At 39.3% G+C, this 20,265-nt stretch carries 13 protein-coding genes; 1 reads left to right on the top strand and 12 read right to left on the bottom strand.

What is annotated here, in order from left to right; all coding sequences use genetic code 11:
* Positions 1 to 15: 15 nt before the first annotated feature.
* The 4 genes from ACMGDK_RS03940 to ACMGDK_RS03955 all read right to left on the bottom strand — a co-directional run bounded on the left by ACMGDK_RS03940 (position 16) and on the right by ACMGDK_RS03955 (position 7,082).
* Positions 16 to 1,137 (bottom strand): endo-1,4-beta-xylanase, encoded by a 1,122-nt coding sequence (locus ACMGDK_RS03940; protein WP_436806722.1) that lies wholly within the window; start codon positions 1,135 to 1,137, stop codon positions 16 to 18.
* A 134-nt stretch (positions 1,138 to 1,271) separates the two neighbouring features.
* Complete coding sequence (locus ACMGDK_RS03945) at positions 1,272 to 2,726, bottom strand: MFS transporter (protein WP_436806723.1); 1,455 nt, start codon at positions 2,724 to 2,726, stop codon at positions 1,272 to 1,274.
* 20 nt (positions 2,727 to 2,746) lie between these two features.
* Complete coding sequence (locus tag ACMGDK_RS03950; protein ID WP_436806724.1) at positions 2,747 to 4,654, bottom strand: sialate O-acetylesterase; 1,908 nt, start codon at positions 4,652 to 4,654, stop codon at positions 2,747 to 2,749.
* Positions 4,655 to 4,709: 55 nt separating this feature from the next.
* Positions 4,710 to 7,082: a beta-L-arabinofuranosidase domain-containing protein gene (locus ACMGDK_RS03955; RefSeq protein WP_436806725.1), complete on the bottom strand. Its 2,373-nt coding sequence runs from the start codon at positions 7,080 to 7,082 to the stop codon at positions 4,710 to 4,712.
* Positions 7,083 to 7,604: 522 nt separating this feature from the next.
* On the opposite strand from ACMGDK_RS03955, the gene ACMGDK_RS03960 reads away from it, so the two are divergent.
* Complete coding sequence (locus ACMGDK_RS03960) at positions 7,605 to 8,291, top strand: NUDIX hydrolase (RefSeq protein WP_436806726.1); 687 nt, start codon at positions 7,605 to 7,607, stop codon at positions 8,289 to 8,291.
* Positions 8,292 to 8,293: 2 nt separating this feature from the next.
* On the opposite strand, the gene ACMGDK_RS03965 is transcribed toward ACMGDK_RS03960, so the two are convergent.
* From ACMGDK_RS03965 to ACMGDK_RS04000, 8 genes are all read right to left on the bottom strand, one after another.
* Complete coding sequence (locus ACMGDK_RS03965) at positions 8,294 to 10,201, bottom strand: DUF294 nucleotidyltransferase-like domain-containing protein (protein ID WP_436806727.1); 1,908 nt, start codon at positions 10,199 to 10,201, stop codon at positions 8,294 to 8,296.
* 50 nt (positions 10,202 to 10,251) lie between these two features.
* The gene (locus tag ACMGDK_RS03970; protein WP_436806728.1) at positions 10,252 to 10,890 is read right to left on the bottom strand and encodes a 3'-5' exonuclease; all 639 of its coding nucleotides are present in this window, start codon (positions 10,888 to 10,890) and stop codon (positions 10,252 to 10,254) included.
* 88 nt (positions 10,891 to 10,978) lie between these two features.
* Positions 10,979 to 12,706: a sodium:solute symporter family transporter gene (locus tag ACMGDK_RS03975; RefSeq protein ID WP_436806729.1), complete on the bottom strand. Its 1,728-nt coding sequence runs from the start codon at positions 12,704 to 12,706 to the stop codon at positions 10,979 to 10,981.
* Positions 12,707 to 12,709: 3 nt separating this feature from the next.
* On the bottom strand, positions 12,710 to 13,870 hold the full coding sequence (locus ACMGDK_RS03980; RefSeq protein ID WP_436806730.1) for an aldose epimerase family protein: 1,161 nt from the start codon (positions 13,868 to 13,870) through the stop codon (positions 12,710 to 12,712).
* 21 nt (positions 13,871 to 13,891) lie between these two features.
* On the bottom strand, positions 13,892 to 15,388 hold the full coding sequence (gene araA / locus ACMGDK_RS03985; RefSeq protein WP_436806731.1) for an L-arabinose isomerase: 1,497 nt from the start codon (positions 15,386 to 15,388) through the stop codon (positions 13,892 to 13,894).
* Positions 15,389 to 15,551: 163 nt separating this feature from the next.
* Positions 15,552 to 16,250 carry an L-ribulose-5-phosphate 4-epimerase gene (locus ACMGDK_RS03990; protein WP_436806732.1) on the bottom strand — a complete coding sequence of 233 codons (699 nt, stop codon included), beginning with the start codon at positions 16,248 to 16,250 and terminating at the stop codon, positions 15,552 to 15,554.
* A gap of 196 nt (positions 16,251 to 16,446) precedes the next feature.
* Complete coding sequence (locus ACMGDK_RS03995; RefSeq protein WP_436806733.1) at positions 16,447 to 18,144, bottom strand: ribulokinase; 1,698 nt, start codon at positions 18,142 to 18,144, stop codon at positions 16,447 to 16,449.
* A 138-nt stretch (positions 18,145 to 18,282) separates the two neighbouring features.
* Positions 18,283 to 20,256, bottom strand: a complete 1,974-nt coding sequence (locus ACMGDK_RS04000) for an alpha-L-arabinofuranosidase family protein (protein WP_436806734.1) — start codon at positions 20,254 to 20,256, stop codon at positions 18,283 to 18,285.
* Positions 20,257 to 20,265: the final 9 nt, after the last annotated feature.

Genomic DNA, 20,265 nt, shown 5'->3' on the forward strand with positions numbered 1-20,265 from the left:
AACTAGATATTAGATTTATTTTTCTTTTGTTAGCTGAATGATTTTCCCCACCACAGGTTTTGTCTGATCATTCCGGTCGAAAAGTAATGGATAATCGGTTCTTCCTCTCACCGGGAAGTCATTTTTCCAGGATTGGGCATCAGTAACACCCCACAAAGTCACTCTTCTGATTTTATCCTGATGTTTCAGGAATAATCTGAAAAAATCCAGATAACGGTTTTCCCATTCTGCTTTTACATTTTCGGGAAGCCCTGCCTTATAAGGATTCATTTTTGCCTGATATTCCATGGTATCTGAAACGTTGGCAGAAGTGCCCCAAGGTGACGGAAGTGCGCTGATCTCCATTTCGGTAACATTAACCTTCACTCCATTTGCTGCATAAGCTACAATTGCTTTTTCATATTCATCAAGTATTGGTGTATCGAGACCCACGTGAGTCTGCATCCCAACACCATCGATGCGGATCCCTCTGGATTTCAGGTTCTGCACCATTTTGCTGACGGTCTGAACTTTTCCGGGATACCATTCGTTGTAATCATTGTAATACAATTCTGCATTCGGATCAGCTTCCTGCGCGTACTGAAATGCCAACGGAATGAATTCTTCACCCAGTATTTCGTAAAATTTACTTTTCCGGTAAGAACCGTCTTCCATGATGGCTTCGTTAACCACATCCCAGCCTTTCACGCGGCCTTTGTATCTGCTTACAACCGTGGTGATGTGATTTTTCATTCTCTGCTTAAGGACTTCCTGAGAAACGTCTTTCCCGTCTTTATCAACGAAAAACCATTTTGGCAGCTGAGAATGCCAGATCAACGTATGACCGATGATAAACATTTTATTTTTCTCTCCAAATGCCACAAACTGGTCAGCATCATCAAAAAAGAATTTACCTTCCTGTGGCTGCAGGAACATAGATTTCATACAGTTTTCCGCTACAATGGAACTGAACTGATCTTTAATAATCCCAACGGATTTTACTTCTGTTTCGTGAATCTGTGGAAGGCTCAGTGCTGTTCCGATGTAGAATTTATTTTTGAATGCGTTTTTCAGGGTGGCATCAGAACCTGCCGTGCTTGCTGTTTTGCATGATACTGTTAAGGTTAAAATTCCCAATAATGCTATAATTCGTTTCATAATTTAATTTTCTAATTATTTCTAATACGCTGAACCACACGCAGCCCGGCTTGAACGGAGCTCTTTTTGTGATGCAGAGCAGCACAAAAAAGCGGGAGTGGAAGACGGATCAGCTGTCCAAAAAATATAATTGATTAATCTGTTGATTTTCTTCTTTCTTTCAAATCCTGCTCGATTCTGATTTCCATTTTTTTGTTGATTTCATAGAACATCAGCAACCCGCACGCTAAAAAGAACGGAATGGAAGGAAATACACTGACCAGCATTTTTGCTCCTTCGGAAACAGTTTCCGGCTGTACCACGCTTATCGCACCTTCTGACGAAATGTAACCGTATTTTCCGATAATCAGTGCAACCAAAGAACTTCCGATACTTAAGCCGACCTTTAAGCCGACCATCATCGCAGAGAAAATAATAGCTGTTGCGCGTCTGTTATTTTTCCACTCGGAATAATCCGCCACATCTGCAATCATCGCCCAAAGTAAAGGGGTTCCGATTCCGTAAAAGAAACCGTGTAAAATCTGTGACAGGAACATCAACCCTACCGATTTTGGCGGATAAAATATAAATGCCAATACGAACAATGTTGAAATGAACAATGAGGCGATGAATGCGTCTTTCTTACCATATTTGTCGGCAAATTTTTTGGAAAAAGCAATCCCTACAATCATCATGATAATCCCGCCTGCATTGAAGAGCCCAAAACCTGCTGACCGTGGATCTTCTCCAAAGAAATTCATCCCAATGGAATTGAAGAAATTGGTAATTGGTGATATAAATTGCTGAAGCGATGCTTCATCTACATAGTTGTTAAAATAATAGACATATGATCCGCCTTTCATTGCCAATGTAATGAAAATCAATGCGGTAACTATCAACATGATAATCCATGGCTTATTTTTCTTTAAATCTTTTAAATCGGCACCTAAAGTCGATTCCTGCTCCGGTTTTGGAATCACCCTTTCTTTGGTTGTAAAAAACGTTATCAGTAACATGATCGTTCCTATAATGGCGAGCCAGGTCATTACAACTTCAATTCCGGCTGCTTTATCACCATGTCCTGCAGATAAAATAATAGGCAGCATAAATACCTGAACAAAAAACTGTGCAAACATAACGGCAACAAAACGGTAGGAAGAAATACTGTTTCTTTCGCCCATATCTCCCGTTATCACACCACTCAAAGCAGCATAAGGTAAATTATTGGCCGCATAAAGCAATAGCAAAAGAGAATAAGTAACTGCTGCATAAATCATTTTTCCCTTATACGAAAAATCGGGTGTGCTAAATGCAAAGAGTGCCGCTGCACCCAGTGGAATTGCGGACAGTACAATCCAAGGACGGAATTTACCCCATTTTGTCCGGGTTCTGTCTGCCAAAGCACCAATCACCGGGTTGAATACAAAACCTGCCAATAAGCCTACAGTAAGGGTGATAATGGATGCATCTTCCGCTTTTAATCCGTAAATATCTGTGTAAAAATAAGCTAAATACGTTACAAGCGTCTGGAAAACCAGATTGGCCGCTAAATCTCCTAAACTGTAGCCGATTTTCTCAACAACGGATATTTTTTTGGATGAGTTGTTCATTTTAATAATTTTATAATTGATTATTCTGTAGTAAATGGTGAAGCAGGAAGTCCTGTTTTGTTTTTCAAATTTCCGTCGGGATTATCTGCCCAGTCGTAGCGAACAGCGAAAGGTTCTTTTACATCATCGTTCCAAACTATTATTTTATTACCTTCCACTTTGGCTTTTGCCCACTCATATTTACCGTTTTTACTTTTGACAGCAAAACCTTTCAGCTCTGAAACAGGCTCAAAATCATCTGTTCCGGTTCTGAAAGAGAGCATAATTTTATTTCCTTCCACTTTCATTGATTGATACACCGGTCCGTCTGCCGTGATATTTTTTCTGTATGCCACTTTTAATGCCTGTAAAGCTAGTCTGTCCCCCACTGTTTTCTTGTCAAGCGGATGAATGTCGTTCCACTCTCCTGCATCAATAATTACGGCAAGTCCTGTGTTTGGAACTTTCAGCGAAACTTGACGCTGCTGGTCTCTGAGCTCTGCCCAATTACTTTCGACAGGCTGGTTTTTCGGTTCCATAAAATTGGCCAGCTGCACGGTAAAAAACGGCAAATCTTTTTGGTTCCATTTGTTTCGCCAGTCCAGAATCATTGTGGTCAACAAGTCTCCGTATTCTTTTGGTTTTCCGGTATTGCTTTCGCCCTGGTACCAAATCGCCCCTTTGATATTATAATTGATTAAAGGGTGAATCATTGCATTGTATAACCCTGTCGGTTTCCAACGGATGAAGGTCTGTCCGGGAGCCATTTTTTCCATTTTAGCCCCGGTTTTATATTTCCATTCGGTTTTTAAATCGATTTTATTTCCATCAATATCAAGATAGTAAGGTTTGTCAGCAATGAACTGCCCTTTTCCGCTTGCGTTTGTAATTCTTACGGCAATGACATTCTTGCCTTCTTTTAAAATGCCTGCCGGAATATTATACCAGCGAGGTGGATATTCATAGGTTACATTTCCAACTTTTGTTCCGTTGATGTAGGTGACATCAGCATCTTTTATTCTTCCTAAATTTAAAAATGCGGCTTTTCCTGCCTGATTTTTAGTTAAATTAATTTCTTTTCTAAACCAAACCGAACCTTCGAAGGGACCTTCTTTATCTTCCCAGGAACCGGGGATCTGCATCGTCTTCCAATCAGAATCGTTTAGCTCGAAGTTTTCCCAATGCTGGTTTAATCCGATATCACTTTGTTCCAATTCTGTGTACCACGCCTTGCTCAAAGCTTGTTCGTTAGATTCTGTAGACTTAATTAAGTCATCATTTTGCCATTTTTTGGCTTCATCAAGATATTCAGGATACTTTTTCAGGGAATTTTCATCCATCCAGGCCTGGATTGGTGAACCGCCTAAACTGGCGTGAATAATTCCAACGGCAACTTTGTTTTTTTCACTTAATTCTTTCGCAAAAAAATAGGCAACTCCGGAAAAATTAAGAATCGTCTGTGGATTGGTTGCTTCCCACCTGCCGCCATCCAGCTCAGTCTGAGGTAATTTAAAATTATATTTTTGTGGAACAGTGAAGAATCTGATGTTCTGATTATTTGCATTTTTGATCTCATCTGCAAAAAGCGGTGTCAGTCTGCGCATCGGAAGTTCCATATTCGATTGTCCTGAAGCCAGCCAGACATCGCCGATAAGAATATCCTTCAATGTAATTTCATTAATGGTAATTGTATAAGGACCGCCTGCTTTCTGCTCCGGAAGCTGAATTTTCCAGTTTCCGGCCTGGTCGGCCGTTGTGCTATATTTTTTATTGATGAATTTAATTTCTACTTTTTCTCCGGCATCGGCTTGTCCCCAAACATTCAGCTTTTGGTTTCTCTGCAAAACCATTCCGTCTGAAACCAATGCAGGAAGCTTGATTTTAGCTTCAATGAAAATGCAGAATATACAGAGAAGCAAGCTTAAGATTTTGTTGAGTTTATTGTTCATATCGGGTTGAAATATTTTATAAGCCTTGTTAGGTTTTAAATCCTGAGAAAGCTGTTTAGTTTTTATCTGGCATTTGGGTCAGCAATCTGACTTCGATTATTTTCGGGGTAAGGGATTTTTCACCTGAATTAAATTTTACTGTCAGAACTTCCTTACGACTTTCAGATTCGGGAATTGGAATTAATAATGATTGCGGAGAGCTGCCTAGTTTTCCGTCGAAATTTTTAGAAATTACCTTGATTCCGTTAATTTCCGCATTCAACGTTCGGTTGGTATTGGCATCGAAATAAAGAAGATAAAGATACTTTGCCTTTTTATCTTTGTTTCTCATCTGATAGCTGAACCAGCCTTTTGCCTCACGGAAATGGCGGTCCTCCATATAACCGGTATTGGAATCTTTGCTGTCGATGAAATGATCAGATTCCGGTTGTTGCTCACCCAGCTGAACTTTATCTGAAGTGATGCTGTCAAGCTTTCTGATTTCCTCTTCTTCTTTAGCTTTCTGCTTCTGAATCTTTTCAATCTTATCCTGATCTGCCTGTGGAAAATAAATGATGTAGCGCTCTTCATGAATCTTATAAAATGGAACTAATTCCAGTCCGTTGCTGAATTTATTCTCGGGATACAGCCCATTCAATCTGAAGGTCAAATCTTTTCCATTAACCGTTTCCAAATGATTTAAAACCGAAGCTGAAGTACCTAAAACAGTTGGAATTTCATTTAAAGGAATCTGTGGACCATGCGCGATATGTCCGCCTCTGCTGTCATCGGCGAAAAGTCCGTTTTGGTTTTCTTTTCCGTATCTGGCAGCTAAAACAACCGGGCCATATTTAAACGCGAAATAATCTGAATGATCGGGAAGCTGTTCTGCGGAAAGATGCATCGGCATTTTCATCTCGACCACGTCTCCTTTTTTCCATTTTCTTTTGATACTAAAATACCCTTCAGCATCAACAGGCACATTGATATGTTTACCATTTACTGAAATATTGATTTGAGAGGCATCTGACCATTCCGGCGCTCTTAATTTTAAATTTATATTTGAGACTGATACAACATCAAAGATCAGTTTCGTAGATGGTGATTCCGGGAAATTATTTTCCTGTCTCAGAATTATTTTCTTTTCAGACCATTTTAAAACGGAAGGAATAAACAGGTTTACATACAGATCTTCATCAGAATACGCATAGATCATTTCACCATATTTGGCGTGGTTCTCCATTCCTGAACCTACGCAGCACCAAAAGCTGGTTTCCGGCTGGGAATAAACCCTGTAATGACCGGGACGCATCGGTGTAAAATAGACAAAACCACCTTTTCCGGGATTTTGTGTGGAAAGAATATGATTGTACAAAGCCCTTTCGTAATAATCCACATAAGATGATTTTGGATTGGATGCGTACAATTCTTTGGAGAGTTTCAGCATATTATAGGTATTGCAGGTTTCGGGACCTTCGATACTTTTAATCATTCCGCTGAAATCACTGGTCGGATTGAAATGCTCGCTGACACTGTTTCCTCCGATAACAGCTGATCTTTTATGCGTAACATTGTTCCAGAAAAAATCGGCGGCATTGCTCCACTCTTTATTGTTTTCCAAATCGGCAATGCGTTTAAATCCAATCACTTTCGGAATCTGTGTATTGGCGTGGATGCCGGTGAGTTTATCTTCACCATTCAGCAGTGGATTCAGAATTGCAAGATGAGAAAAACGGCGGGCAAGCTTTAGATATTTTTCATTTTTTGTAATGTCGTAAACATCAGCAAAAACTTCATTCAGACCGCCGTGTTCACTTTGCAGCATTTCCTGAATCTGTGTATCGGAAAGTCCGGAAACTTCTTCAGCCATCCAATCTGTGAGTCTGATGAGCATTTGTTTTGCTTTCCCGCTGTCCGCATACCAATAGGCATCACGTAAACCCGAATATATCTTGTGAATGTTATATAAAGGAACCCAACGGTCATTCAAACCGAAAGTTGCTGCCCGGATATTTCCGCCGGCAATTTCCTTCCAGATTTTTTTACCGTTCGGAACTCCCGAAAGATAACCGTCTCCTGAAAGATTCTGACAACGCTCCAGCTCATCAATCATATAATCCAGACGCTGCTTTATTTTTGAATCACCTGTAGAAGCATACATTAATGCCAAAGCGGACACATAATGACCGCCGATATGACCATCCAATCCTGTATTTTCCCAATTGGGATAGTTCTCTTTTCCGGGCTTAAGTCCAGCTTCTTTCTGATAAGGTGCCAGAAGGCGGTCTGCATCCATTGCCAGGATATACTTCTCATCCGTATGCATCGCCTGGCTGAAAACACTTTCAGACAAATGAACCTTGTTGAGCGGAAAGTAGCTAACATTTTTCTTTACTTGTCCAAAAGCCGTAGTAAAGCCCAGAAGTACTATCAGTGATTTTTTGTTCATTAATAAATGTTATTTCTACATTTCTAAAATAAAAGAAAGTATCCAGATAACAAACAATTTTCATCATTTAGCAATATGTCCTTCTGAAAAAGCATTTTGAAATAAGTAAAAAAACTTTTACAAACCTTTACCTTATCATAAAAAACAAGAATAGACAAACCATAGAATATCAATTAAGTAAATGTAATCCCGTCATTATCAAAATACATATCGTGTGTTTATAAAAACCGGAAAAAATTTACATCCGGGCTTATCGTATTTTAATAATAACCCTGAAAAAAAGCAGAGTAAAATTTAAGATCAAAATTTTAACATATTTTTAACATTGCATTCATATAGGATTCACCGTTATTTCAGCAAACAATTCGTTTAAATGATGAAAATAATTCCCCAAAACATTGTTTGAAACTTACAAATCATCAAAATGAGTAGTAAGAAAAACATAAAGTGTTTAACATACATTTATTAATTTTTCATATTAAATCTACGTTAAAAGAATTAACTTTGTTTAAAATCATTTTGATGGAAGAAAATTATCTTACTTATCCCAAACATCTTGTCGCAGTAGACTGTATCATCTTTGGTTTTGGTGGAGAAAACCTTAAAATTCTTCTGGTAAAAAGAAACTTCGAGCCCAAAAAGGGAGAATGGTCACTGATGGGAGGTTTTGTTGATGATAAAGAAAATTCCGATCAGGCTGCCAATCGTGTTCTGAATGCTCTTACCGGTCTTGAAAACATCTACCTTGAACAACTGAAAACTTACACAGAAATTGACCGGGAGCCGACTGCCAGAATTATGTCGATTTCATATTATGCTTTAATCAATATCCAGGACAATATTCAGATCAACGAAAAATACAGTGCGAAATGGTTTGACCTGAAAGACCGCCCCGATCTTATTTTTGATCACAACGCAATGGTAAAAGATGCTGTCTTGAGACTGAGAAGAAGAGCTACAACAAGGCCGATTGGCTTTGAGCTTCTCCCTGAAAAATTCACCATGAAAGACCTGCAGAATCTTTACGAAGCTATTTTTGATGAAAAATATGACAAACGGAATTTTACCAGCAAAATCAATGCTTTGGATGTTCTGGTAAAAACTAATGAAAAAGATATGAGCTCGTCTAAAAAAGGATCTTTTCTTTACACTTTTGACGAAGAGAAATACAATAAGAAGATCTCGGAAGGCTTTATGTTTAAAATTTAGTCTTAGAAATTTCCGGTAAATTTCATTTTGATTCCCAGTTGAAAATTGGCAATGGTCTTGAAAATTTCGATCAGTGTTACTCTTTCTATTTTGGTGAGTTTACTGATTTCCACATAATTATCAGGGTGCTTTTTATCTATATTGATTTGGTTGGCCTGGTTTTTAAGCCGGAGCGCCATCAGATAATAATAAGACTGATGCATCTCATTATACTGCTGCTGTGTGAAAATTCCGATTTCCTCTAATTTTTTCATTCTCTCACCAGTATTTTCAATTTCGAGCTGATTTTCCAGCACGTAGACCCGAACCAGATCTACCATTGGAGACATCGCTGTTTTAATGTCGAAGACTTCTGATTTCCCGATAGTCTGGGTCTTTATTCTTTTGAAAAAGGTCAATGGCGGTTCATACTGCAGTGCATTTTTAGCAATGTGGGCAAAAAACAACTGATTGGGCGAAGCCAGTTTTTCTTTGATAAAAGTTTTCAGCTCACGGACAATAGCGTCATCACCGTAAATAAAACGAAAATCAAAAAATGTGGAAAAATTCATCGCACTTTCAGGCAGGGATTTTTCAATCCATTGGGTATAATTTCTTTTCCAGTGAGAAAGAGAATGCGTCCACTTGGGATTGCTCGCCATGAAGCCACCTTTGCAGTATTCAAAACCAATGGTATTGAGGTCGTCGGAAACTTTTCTGGCAAAATCCAGGAAATATTCCCTTACCATTTCCCGGTCTTCGTTGGCTTTATCTTCATAGATAATCCCGTTGTCCTGGTCGGTACTCAGCGTCTGCTCTTTTCTTCCTTCGCTTCCTGTGACAATAAAGGCAAATTTGGCAGGCGGATTTCCTATCTGCCTGATAACCTTTTCTATCACTTTTCCTGTAATTGTATCTGCAATTGTGGTAATAACCTGACTGGCAATTTCACCGTGAACTCCCCTACCCAAAAGCTGATTGATGATATCAGGTACCTGGTTCCATTTTTTGTGGAGTTCTTCCGTATTTTCTGCCTGCTTTACAGACTGGATAAACACCAACGGGCTCTGCGCCTGCTCGCTCAGCAAACGGTTTCTGCTGAGGAAGCCTACATATTCATCTTTATTTTTTACCAGAAGATACCTTGTTTTGGTTTTAAACATCATCAGAACCGCTTCATACAGGTAAGCATCGCTGGAAATACTGACAATTGGATTATCCATTACCTCCAAAATGGCTGTTCTTGAATCCAGGCAGCGGGCAATGACGTTATCCCGTAAAGTAATATCAGTCGCATAACCGATAATCTCGTCACTCTGTGACTTCCTGATAAAAATACAGCTCACTTTGTTGGCGGCCATCATTTTGGCGGCTTCAAAAACGGGTGTGCTTTCTTCACATGAAACAATACTTTTGTAAGCGATGCCTTCTATTTTTCTGGAATACAGCTGATCGGCTGCAAAATAACTTTCTTCAAAAGTAGCCGGGGTTTTTACAAAGTGCGAAAACTCCTCATCCAGCATTTTTATACCAAAATCTGAAGTGAAATAATGAAAAAAGCTGTCGTAGGCATTGCATAATTCATAAAACTCCTTTCTGGGTAAGGTGTAAACCACAGTTCCTTTTTTGGCTATCGCAGATTTTAGTGCACGAACCCGGTTCAGAACAACTGAAATTCCGCCGAAGCAGTAAGGCGAATAATGCCTGGTCAGACATCTTTTGTTTTCTGCAGCATCGAAAAAGAAAGTTTCGTATTCTCCTGATGAAATAATGTCTACTCCTCTCATTTCAGTCACTTCCTGACGATACACAAGCGTATCTTTAGAAAACTCGGTTTTTGTAAGCGATTCAGAGATTTCGGCAAGAACCGTTTCAGGCAGAAGATCAAAAGGTTCTGTTACTTTTAATAGCGAAATAATTTTTTCTTCCATAATGATTAAATAGGTGACAGATATTCAGATTAATAAATTATTTCATTTACTTATTTGATTTTATATAAAAATTTCAATTTACTTTCAATTTTGTGATGGATATTCTTTAGTTCATCTTTCGAAATTTCTCCACGAGAACGAATCTCAAAAAAGCATTTTGCCGTCATTTCAGCGTCAATCACAGCATCGTGAGAGTGTTCCATCTTTTCATTAAAAAGAAACTCGTAGAGCTGTGGCAGCCGGAAGTAATCTGCTTCAGGATTCAAAGCATAGCCTTTGCTTTTGAGCATCGTACAGTAAAAATAACTTTTTTGAAAAGGATTTTCCAAACCTGCCCTGTAATAATCACAGCTTAGCGTATGAATATCAAATTCTGTGAAATGTCCTGTGATCAGCGGACGATATTGCTGAATATCTTCTGAAAGTTTTTGCAAAACAAACTTTCGTGCCTTTCCATTGTTGCTTAAAAATTCCCTGGAAATTTTGTGAACTCTGAATGACGGTTTACTGATTTCCACATCTTCATCGATATAAAAATTTTCTCTTTTAATTTCTCTACCGTTTTCATCGTACAAGATCCATGCAACCTGAACTGCTGATGGCCAGTTGTCGGTTTCAGAATAAGGCAGATTCCAACGTTTCGGAATTCCTGTTGTTTCGGTATCGATAAAAAGGAGATACTTTTTCAAAACTTTATTTAAAATTACAAAATCATTAGAATTTTTTAACAAAAATAGGATGCCAATCATGACATCCTGTTTATAAGTTATTTATTAATTACCAGAATCTCACATAAAGTGCGGTAAGTAAAAGAACGGTAACCACAATAAGTACCAAAGTTCTGGAATCTACTTTGAACATTGCTGCATCAATGGCAAAAGCTTTAGGATTCACTTTCGGGCCGGCCAAACTGATCAGAACCATAACGGCAACCGTGATGAAAAATGACCATCCCATATTAATTAAAAATGGAATTTCGGTGATCGTATGAACGACTCCGTTTTCTAATTTTTCATAGGTAAAAGCAGTGTATAGCCAGGTTTCTTTCCCGAAAATATCTACTGCAAAACTGTTGAAGAAAATAGCCAGTAAGAATCCCAGAAGAACTCCGACTAAAGCTGCCGTTCCTGTTGTTCTTTTCCAGAACATTCCCAAAAGGAACATGGCAAAAACGCCGGGACTGATAAATCCGGTATATTTCTGAATGAATGTGAAACCACCTTCTCCTCCAATTCCCAGAACATCTGTCCATGTAAATGCCAGAGCCACGAACATTGCGATAATGATTGCCCAGCGTCCTGTTCTTACCATCTGGATTTCAGTCGCATCTGCTTTAAGGTATTTTTTATAGATATCCAAAGTAAAAATGGTCGAAATACTGTTTACTTTTCCTGCCAAAGATGCTACAATTGCTGCAGTAAGCGCTGCAACCGCAAGACCTTTCAGCCCTGTTGGCAAGAAACCTAAAATGGCTGAATACGCGCCATCTTTTACACCGTTGAAACCTGGCAGATGTCCTTTCGTATATAAAACATAGGCTGCAATTCCCGGAAGCATTACGATAATCGGCATAAATAATTTTAAGAACCCTGCGAACAAAATTCCGGTTCTTGCCGTTTTCAGATCTGCTCCCAAAGCACGCTGCGTAATGTACTGGTTGCATCCCCAATAATTCAGGTTAACAATCCACTGACCGGCAAAGTACATTGCCAATCCTGGTAAAACCACATATTTCTGAACATTCACGTTTTCAGGCATTGCCAAAGTTGTAGTGGTTGTCGTCGGTTTATCAAGAATGAGTTTAAAATGCTGTGGTGCTTCTTTAATTAATGTCTGGAAACCTGCGAAAGCATTTCCTACAGCGGCTCCGTTAATTCTCTGGTCAACAATCTGAAGAGCCATATAAACCGTGGCAAAGCCTCCGATAATTAAAACCGCTACCTGAATAACGTCGGTGTACCCGATTACTTTCATTCCTCCCAGACCAATCAGCAAGGCCATAAGCAGCAACCCAATCATAATGATATGAAGATTATCTCCGCCCAGCAAAGTATCAATAGCCAAAGCTCCGAGATAAAGAATTGAGGTTAAATTCACAATGACATAAAGGAACAGCCAGAAAACCGCCATAATCAGTGAAACCGATTTGTTGTAACGGGTTTCAAGGAATTGAGGCATCGTATAAATCTTATTTTTCAGGTAAATAGGAATGAACCAGACTGCAATAATAATCAATGCAATGGCTGCAATCCATTCGTAAGCTGCGACAGCAATCCCTACGAAGAATCCTTCGCCACTCATTCCTATAAACTGTTCGGCCGAAATATTGGACGCAATCAGGCTGGCACCAATCGCCCACCAGGTAAGTGAACCTTCTGCCAGGAAATAGTCTTTACTGCCTGTAACTGCAGATTTTTTCCTGTTGTAGATCCAAATTCCGTAACCGGCTACCACCACAAAATAAATCAGAAATATGATGATATCAATAGTTGCTAAGTTTCCCATAATTTATTTTTTAACTGAGAATTTATAAATCGTTTTAGTCTGATATTTCTGTCCCGGCTTAAGTTCTGTTGAAGGGAAAGAAGGTTGATTTGGAGAATCCGGAAAATGTTGGGTTTCTAAGCAAAAGCCTGTTCGGAATTCATTTTTCCCTCCTGTTTTAGTGTTAAACCTTCCATCAAGAAAATTTCCGGAATAGAACTGAACACCCGGTTCATCCGTAAGCACCTCCATTACTCTTCCTGACTCAGGATGATAAACTTTTGCAATGCTCCTCATTCCACTTCCATTCAGAATCCAGTTATGGTCGTAACCTTTTCCTTTTTTCAGCTGGTCATCATTTGCAACATTAATGTCTTTTCCGATTGGTTTTGAAACCGTGAAATCAAACGGACTCCCCTTTACAGGTTTCTGTTCACCGGTTGGAATCAACGTTTCACTGACAGGTAAAAATTTATCTGCATTAATTTGCAGTTCGTGATCAGTAATCGTTTTTGTAAAATTCCCTGAAAGGTTGAAATATGAATGTTGCGTAAGATTCACAACCGTTGCTTTATCGGTAGTTGCTTCGTAGGAGATTTCCAGTGCATCATCGTCTGTCAATGTGTAGAATACCGTTGTAGATAATTTTCCCGGATAGCCTTCTTCGCCGTCTGCACTCGTGTAAGTCAGCTTTATAGCTGGAAATTTCGCACCTTTAACAGGTTCAATGTTCCAGAATTTGGTGTGAAAACCTTCTTTTCCTCCGTGAAGACTGTTGGGACCGTCATTCTTATTAATATCATAGGTTTTGCCTTCCAAGGTGAATTTTGCGTTAGCTATTCTATTTCCAAAACGTCCGATCAACGCTCCGAAATAATACGGATTTCCGTTGAAATAGCCTTCAGGCTTTGTAAAGCCCAAAACGACATCTTCATAGTGACCATCTTTATCAGGAGCTGTCAATGAGGTGATAATTCCTCCAAAATTGATGACTTCCACTTTCATCCCGTTTTTATTGGTTAAGGTGTATTTTTTAATGGAATCGCCTTTTGCAGTCACTCCATAGTCTGATACCTGTATCTTTTCCATATTTTCTTTTTGAGGCTGATTAATGTTTTCTTTTTTATTGCATCCGATAACACATAAAACTGCAACAATAATCAGGTTATGCCATATTTTTTTCATAGTTTGAATAATTTTGCAAGTTTAACGATAATAAATTTCATTCCAGCGAAGGATGTTTTTAAAATCGCGAATTTTAGTATCCTCATCAATAACCAGTGATTCTATTCCTGCAATCTCCGCAAAATCTTCCAACTGCTCTGCACTGATGTTTTCACTATAGCACGTATGATGCGCTCCACCAGCCAGAATCCATGCTTCTGCAGCCGTGTATAAATCCGGAAGTGGTTTCCAAAGGACTCTTGCTACAGGAAGTTTTGGTAATTCTTCGGTAATTTCCAATGCTTTTGTTTTATTGATTAACAGTCTGAAATGATTTCCGAAATCCATAAGAGCAGCATTCAGAGAATCAATATTTCCTCTGGAATTGAAAACCAGGCGGACAGGATCTGCTTTGCCGCCAATTCCCAACGGATGAATTTCGCAGGATGGTTTATCAACTGCTAAAACGGGGTCAACTTCCAGCATATGGGAACCTAAAACTGAAGGATTTGCAGGATTGAGATGATAAGTATAATCTTCCATAAATGCATTTCCTCCTTCCAGACCTTGTCCCATTGTTTTCATTGCACGGACTAATGCTGCTGTTTTCCAGTCGCCTTCTCCGGCAAAACCGTAGCCTTTTTCCATTAACCTTTGAACAGCAATTCCAGGAAGCTGCTCCAAACCGTGAAGGTCTTCAAAAGTATCTGAAAAACCTTTGAAATTTCCGTCTTTCAGGAATTTTTCCAATCCTAATTCTATCCTCGCAGCAGTTTCAAGTGATTTCCTTTTGCTTCTTCCCGAAAGCAGAGAATCTGCCATTTTGTAAGAAGCTTCATATTCTTCAATTAAAGTTTTTACTTCACCTTCACCAATAGAATTCACAACACTCACTAAATCTCCGATTCCCCAGGTGTTTACTGAAAATCCGAATTTTGTTTCCGCCTCTACTTTGTCACCATCTGTGACGGCTACATACCTCATATTGTCTCCAAAACGGGCAAATTTCGCTCCCTGCCAATCGTCCCAGCCTGCTGCAACGCGGCTCCAGTCCCCGATCTGTTTCTGAACTCTTTCCTCCGCCCAGTGTCCTACAACTACTTTTCTGTTTTTACGAAGACGGCTTACCATAAACCCAAATTCCCTGTCCCCGTGCGCTGCCTGGTTTAGATTCATAAAATCCATATCCATTGTAGACCAGGGAATATCCTGATTGAACTGTGTGTGCAAATGCAGCATTGGCTTTTGCAAAGCCGTGAGTCCGCGAATCCACATTTTTGCAGGTGAAAATGTGTGCATCCAGGTCACTATGCCAATACAATCTTTTGCGAAATTGGCAGCTGTAAGCGTTTCAAAAATTTCTTCTGTAGTTTTTACGGTTGGCTTCAGAACCACTTTTACAGGAATTGATGAAGACTTATTGAGCGCTTCAACAATTTTTCCTGAGTGTTCAGAAACTTGCGCTAATGTTTCAGGTCCGTATAAATGCTGGCTTCCTGTGATGAACCAGATTTCTTTGGTATTGAGAGGTGTTAACATATAATATAAATGATAATTGATAAATAATTGTTATATATTTTACCATAGGTTTTACCTACGGCTATTGATATTAAACCCTTCGGGTTCTGTTTGAATAATTTGTTTTATTAAACCTTATAGGTTTGCTTTCCGTTAATAAACAAATTTTCATGACTCATGTCATTTACTGTCCGTAGTAGGCATTTTTTCCGTGTTTTCGTTCGTAATGTTTTTTGATGAGAGAATCTTTCAGCCGGGCTGCATTGGGATTGATCTGCCGGGTGAGATAAGCCATTTCCGCAACTGTTTCCAGAACTTTACTGTTATAAACAGCTTTATCAGCATTCTTGCCCCAGGTAAAAGGTCCGTGGTTTCCAACGAGTACCATTTCCACTTCTTCGTAAGACAATTTTTTTTCTCTGAAACAATCGAGAATCTGGATTCCGGTATTGTATTCGTAATTTCCCTCGATCAAATCATCGCGCATTGGCGGTGCACAGGGAATATCTGCTGTTAAATGATCTGCATGCGTGGTTCCGAAAATCGGAATATCCAGCTGTGCCTGAGCCCAGGCTACCGAATAGATCGCGTGAGTATGAGAAATTCCGCCAATGTTTTCCCAATTTTTGTAAAGATAAGCATGGGTTTTGGTATCGGACGAGGGTCTTAATTTTCCTTCCACAATGTTAGCATCGTAATCTAAAATCACAATGTCTTCAGGCTTTAGAATCTCATAAGGAACACCGCTTGGTTTGATCGCAAAGATTCCTTTTTCACGGTCAACGGCACTTACATTACCGAAGGTATAAACGACAAGCTTCAAAGCATCCAACTGCATATTGGCTTCGTAACACTCTCTCTGAAGTTCTTTATATATGCTCATTTTATTTTTATTAAATGATTAAAAGATTAGATAATTTAAAAATTACAGGTCTTTGTTTCGGGCTAAGCCCGTTCCTCTTGATTTCTGTCAGCCTTTTGAATTATTTATTATTTATTTGAATCGATGAATCTAGTTCCTCGTTTCACGCGGTGCACTCCTGCAGAGCTACTAAATCCGGGTTGAAAATTTTTATCAACTATAAACTGCCAGCGATCACCTTCTTTTTTGATTTGATATTGTTTTCGGTGAAGTCGGCAAGAATCTGATACTGGCTCATTAATTCTGCATACTTTTCAACCTGATCTGCCTGAGGAAAATATTCAGCTTCGAAATCGGAGCCCATTTTACGGCTTGCTTCCTGAACAGTCGGATAAATACCTGCCGAAACTGCCGCATAAATGGCGGCTCCCAAAGCAGGAGCCTGATCAGATGCCGCTACAACGATCGGCATATTCAGAACATTTGCCAATGTCTGCATAATAAATGGGGATTTTCTGGCAACACCGCCAATTCCAATTACTTTATTGATTTTAACGCCTTCTTCTTCGAAACGGTTGACAATTTTTTTGGATCCGAAACAAATGGCATTAACCAAAGCCTTGAAAATATGAGGTGCTTTTGTTCCCAAAGAGAGCCCGGAAATTGCTGATTTCAGCTGCTGATCCGCGTCTGGTGTTCTTCTTCCGTTGATCCAATCCAGGGCAACAGGAATTGTTTCGGAAAGTGGAATTTTTTCAGCTTCCAAAGTAAGATTGCGGATGAGATTATTTTCTATTTCTTCTTTTAAGTGCTGCTTTTGATCTTCATCGATACTATTGGAATCCATAAGCACATTATGAATTGGCCAAGTGAGAATGTTTTTATACCAGGCCAAAAGATCTCCGAATGCGGACTGACCGGCTTCCAGACCAATGAGTCCGGGAATAACAGAACCGTTCACCTGTCCGCAAATACCTTTTACGGTTTTGTCCCGGATGATTTCGTTGGGTGCAACCATAATATCGCAGGTGGACGTGCCCATAATTCTAATGAGGGTGTTCTCTTCAACTTTTGCACCGACGGCTCCTGAGTGGGCATCGAATGTTCCTACAGCAATCACAGTATGGGTTGTCAGTCCCAACTTAGCCGCCCATTCTTCGTTTAAACTGCCTGCAATCTCATCGGAAGTATAGGTTTTATCATATAATCTGTCCCGAAGCTCAGCTAAAGACGAATCCAGCTGCCCAAGGAAATCCTTAGACGGAAGTCCGTTCCACGACTCGTGCCACATTGCTTTATGACCCGCTGCGCAACGACTTCTTTTGAATGTTGCCAGGTCCTGATGATCGGAAAGCAGAAAAGTAATGTAATCACAGTGTTCCATCCAGCTGTAAGCAGAATTTTTCACTTTTTCATCCTGTCTGCTGATATGCAGAATTTTTGCCCAAAACCATTCGGAAGAATAGATTCCGCCCTCGAATCTGGTATAATCTTCACCGCCCCAGTTTCTGGCTAGCTGATTGATTTCTTCCGCCTCTTCAATGGAAGTATGGTCTTTCCACAAAACCATCATTGCATTGGGGTTTTCTTCAAATCCGGGTGTTAAAGCCAATGCTATTCCGTCTTTGTTTACAGGAAGTGGTGATGAACCTGTGGTATCGATACAGATGCTGACAATTGTTTCCGGTACCACTCCACTTTCTTTTACTACATCTGAAATGGTTTTCTGCAAACCTTCGATATGATCTAAGGGATGTTGACGAAACTGATTTTGTTCAGGATTACAGTATTTTCCCTGTTTCCATCTTTGGTAATAGCTGACGGATGCGGATAACTCTGCTCCGTTTTCTGTATCAATCAGTACAGCACGAACGGAATCTGTACCATAATCCAGCCCGATAACATATTTCTTCATTTATATAATGAGTTAAGTTTTAACAAACATTCATAATTTCTTTCTGTCAGAGAATAAAACAAATATAAGATTCTATTTTAAATAAATGTATAAAATACACTTAATTTTACTTTCCCTTTTTTTGATGATTTCTGACGTTTATTTAACCTTCAAAACAACCAACGAACGGGCTGGAATTTCAACTGAAAATTTCCCTTTGTTAATCGCAGAATTTTCCTCTATGGGCCTTATGTTTTCTGTTTGAAAATTATTTTCGGCGGAAAGCTCGGAAGCAGTTAAGACCGTTTTTGTTAATTTTTGCCCCAACTTTATGTTTTTAGGATTAATTTCTATTGATGCTGTCTTACTGTCCGTATTGACAATCTTAATGATCACCTCATTTTTTTTACTGTCTTTTACTGCGGTTGCATAGAGTTTATCTTGCCCGGTAATTGAGGTTTTATTGTGGTAAATCTTCAGTAAATCAGTTCCTTTGTTATTAGAAAATAACTTCTGAACATAATAATTGGGAGTTGCATATGACTGCAGATTATTGAACCAAATCAAATCCGGAGTCCATTGCCAGCCATCGGCGTGTGCAAAAAGCGGCGCGTAAGAAGTCATGGTTACCACATCTGCATTTCTTTCCAGCCCTGTCATAAAAGCGGCTTCCGAAAGTGCCGATTCCCAGTTATTTTTATTGTCCGGACTTACTGTTTTTACCGACTGAACTGCATATTCACCTGCAAAAACTTTAGGTCCGTTTCTGTCATATTTATCATATCTCGCAGCATTTTCCTGAAACCATTTTGTAGAATTGTAATAATGCTCATCGACAATCTGTGCATTGAGCTTTTTAAGCTCTTTCCAGCCGTATTCGAAAAACTCTCCGTCTGGCGACGGCCCGCTTCCGGAAATAATTGTAATATCGGGGTATTTTGAATGAATGGCTTTTTCAAAAATTTTGTACCGTTCGATATAGTCTTCACCCCACTGTTCGTTTCCGACGCCAATATATTTCATATTAAAAGCATTGGGATGTCCCATTTCTGCACGGATTTTTCCCCACTTCGTATTGACATCTCCGTTAGCAAATTCAATTAAATCCAAAGCATCCTGAACGAAGGGGTTTAATTCTTCCAGATGCACCAATTCGCCTGTATTGAACTGACATGCCATTCCGCAACTGAGAATTGGCACGGGCTCTGCTCCCAAATCTTCGGAAAGCTGGAAATATTCATAAAAACCTAATCCGAACGATTGGTAATAATCGGGAGTCAGGCGATGCGGGAAACCTGAACTCCATTTGTTGATGAGATATTCTCTGTCTGCTACATTTCCCAATGTTTTTTTCCACTGATACCTTTCGGCAAGTGTTCTGCCTTCTACAATGCAACCTCCCGGAAAACGTAAAAACCCAGGCTGTAAATCGTATAATTTCTGAACTAAATCTTTTCTTAAGCCACCTTTTCTTCCTTTCCAGGTATCCTGCGGGAAAAGGGAAATCATATCCATATTTACAACGCCGGTTCCTGTAAAAGTGATCTGCAGTTTTGCTTTTTCAACCGTTCTTGAGGGCGAAAAAACAGCCTTATATTTTTGCCATCCTTTTCCTTTGATGATTATTGGGACTGTAGAAATTACCACTCCTTTTTCGTCAACCAAATTCGCATTGACAGCAGAAATATTTCCAGATACATTTTCTAAATTAAAGCTGAAATCATATTTAGCATCTTTATGAAGCCCGATTCCCCGGAAACCCTCATTTTCCAAGAGATACTTTTTATCGTTGTGAACGGTAATTCTAGCGTAGTTTTTATTGGTTTTGGAATGATCAGAATAAATAGTCAAAAAACCGGAATCCAGATTATGAGAAAGGATCTGCGTGTTTGGTTGTTTCCAGCCTGTCAAGGGTTCATCAAACTCAAAGCTTCGGTTCTTGATGAGCTCAGCATACATTCCTCCATCGGCTGCAAAATTGATATCTTCAAAGAAAATCCCATACATTGTAGGCTGGATTTTAATGTTGGTAGAACTTCCATCCAAATCTAAAGTAAACTTTGTTGTCTGTGCAGATGAAAATACAACGCAACTTGAAAGAAGAAGGGTAAAGATTTTATTTTTAGTTTTCATTGATAATTT

Source organism: Chryseobacterium hilariae (assembly GCF_051400735.1).
Taxonomy (GTDB): domain Bacteria; phylum Bacteroidota; class Bacteroidia; order Flavobacteriales; family Weeksellaceae; genus Chryseobacterium.

Coding starts and splice junctions, on each gene's coding strand:
- ACMGDK_RS03980 (WP_436806730.1), bottom strand. CDS start 13,870: ATGAAAAAAATATGGCATAACCTGATTATTGTTGCAGTTTTATGTGTT.
- ACMGDK_RS03975 (WP_436806729.1), bottom strand. CDS start 12,706: ATGGGAAACTTAGCAACTATTGATATCATCATATTTCTGATTTATTTT.
- ACMGDK_RS03990 (WP_436806732.1), bottom strand. CDS start 16,250: ATGAGCATATATAAAGAACTTCAGAGAGAGTGTTACGAAGCCAATATG.
- ACMGDK_RS03960 (WP_436806726.1), top strand. CDS start 7,605: ATGGAAGAAAATTATCTTACTTATCCCAAACATCTTGTCGCAGTAGAC.
- ACMGDK_RS03945 (WP_436806723.1), bottom strand. CDS start 2,726: ATGAACAACTCATCCAAAAAAATATCCGTTGTTGAGAAAATCGGCTAC.
- araA (WP_436806731.1), bottom strand. CDS start 15,388: ATGTTAACACCTCTCAATACCAAAGAAATCTGGTTCATCACAGGAAGC.
- ACMGDK_RS03950 (WP_436806724.1), bottom strand. CDS start 4,654: ATGAACAATAAACTCAACAAAATCTTAAGCTTGCTTCTCTGTATATTC.
- ACMGDK_RS03965 (WP_436806727.1), bottom strand. CDS start 10,201: ATGGAAGAAAAAATTATTTCGCTATTAAAAGTAACAGAACCTTTTGAT.
- ACMGDK_RS03940 (WP_436806722.1), bottom strand. CDS start 1,137: ATGAAACGAATTATAGCATTATTGGGAATTTTAACCTTAACAGTATCA.
- ACMGDK_RS04000 (WP_436806734.1), bottom strand. CDS start 20,256: ATGAAAACTAAAAATAAAATCTTTACCCTTCTTCTTTCAAGTTGCGTT.
- ACMGDK_RS03955 (WP_436806725.1), bottom strand. CDS start 7,082: ATGAACAAAAAATCACTGATAGTACTTCTGGGCTTTACTACGGCTTTT.
- ACMGDK_RS03995 (WP_436806733.1), bottom strand. CDS start 18,144: ATGAAGAAATATGTTATCGGGCTGGATTATGGTACAGATTCCGTTCGT.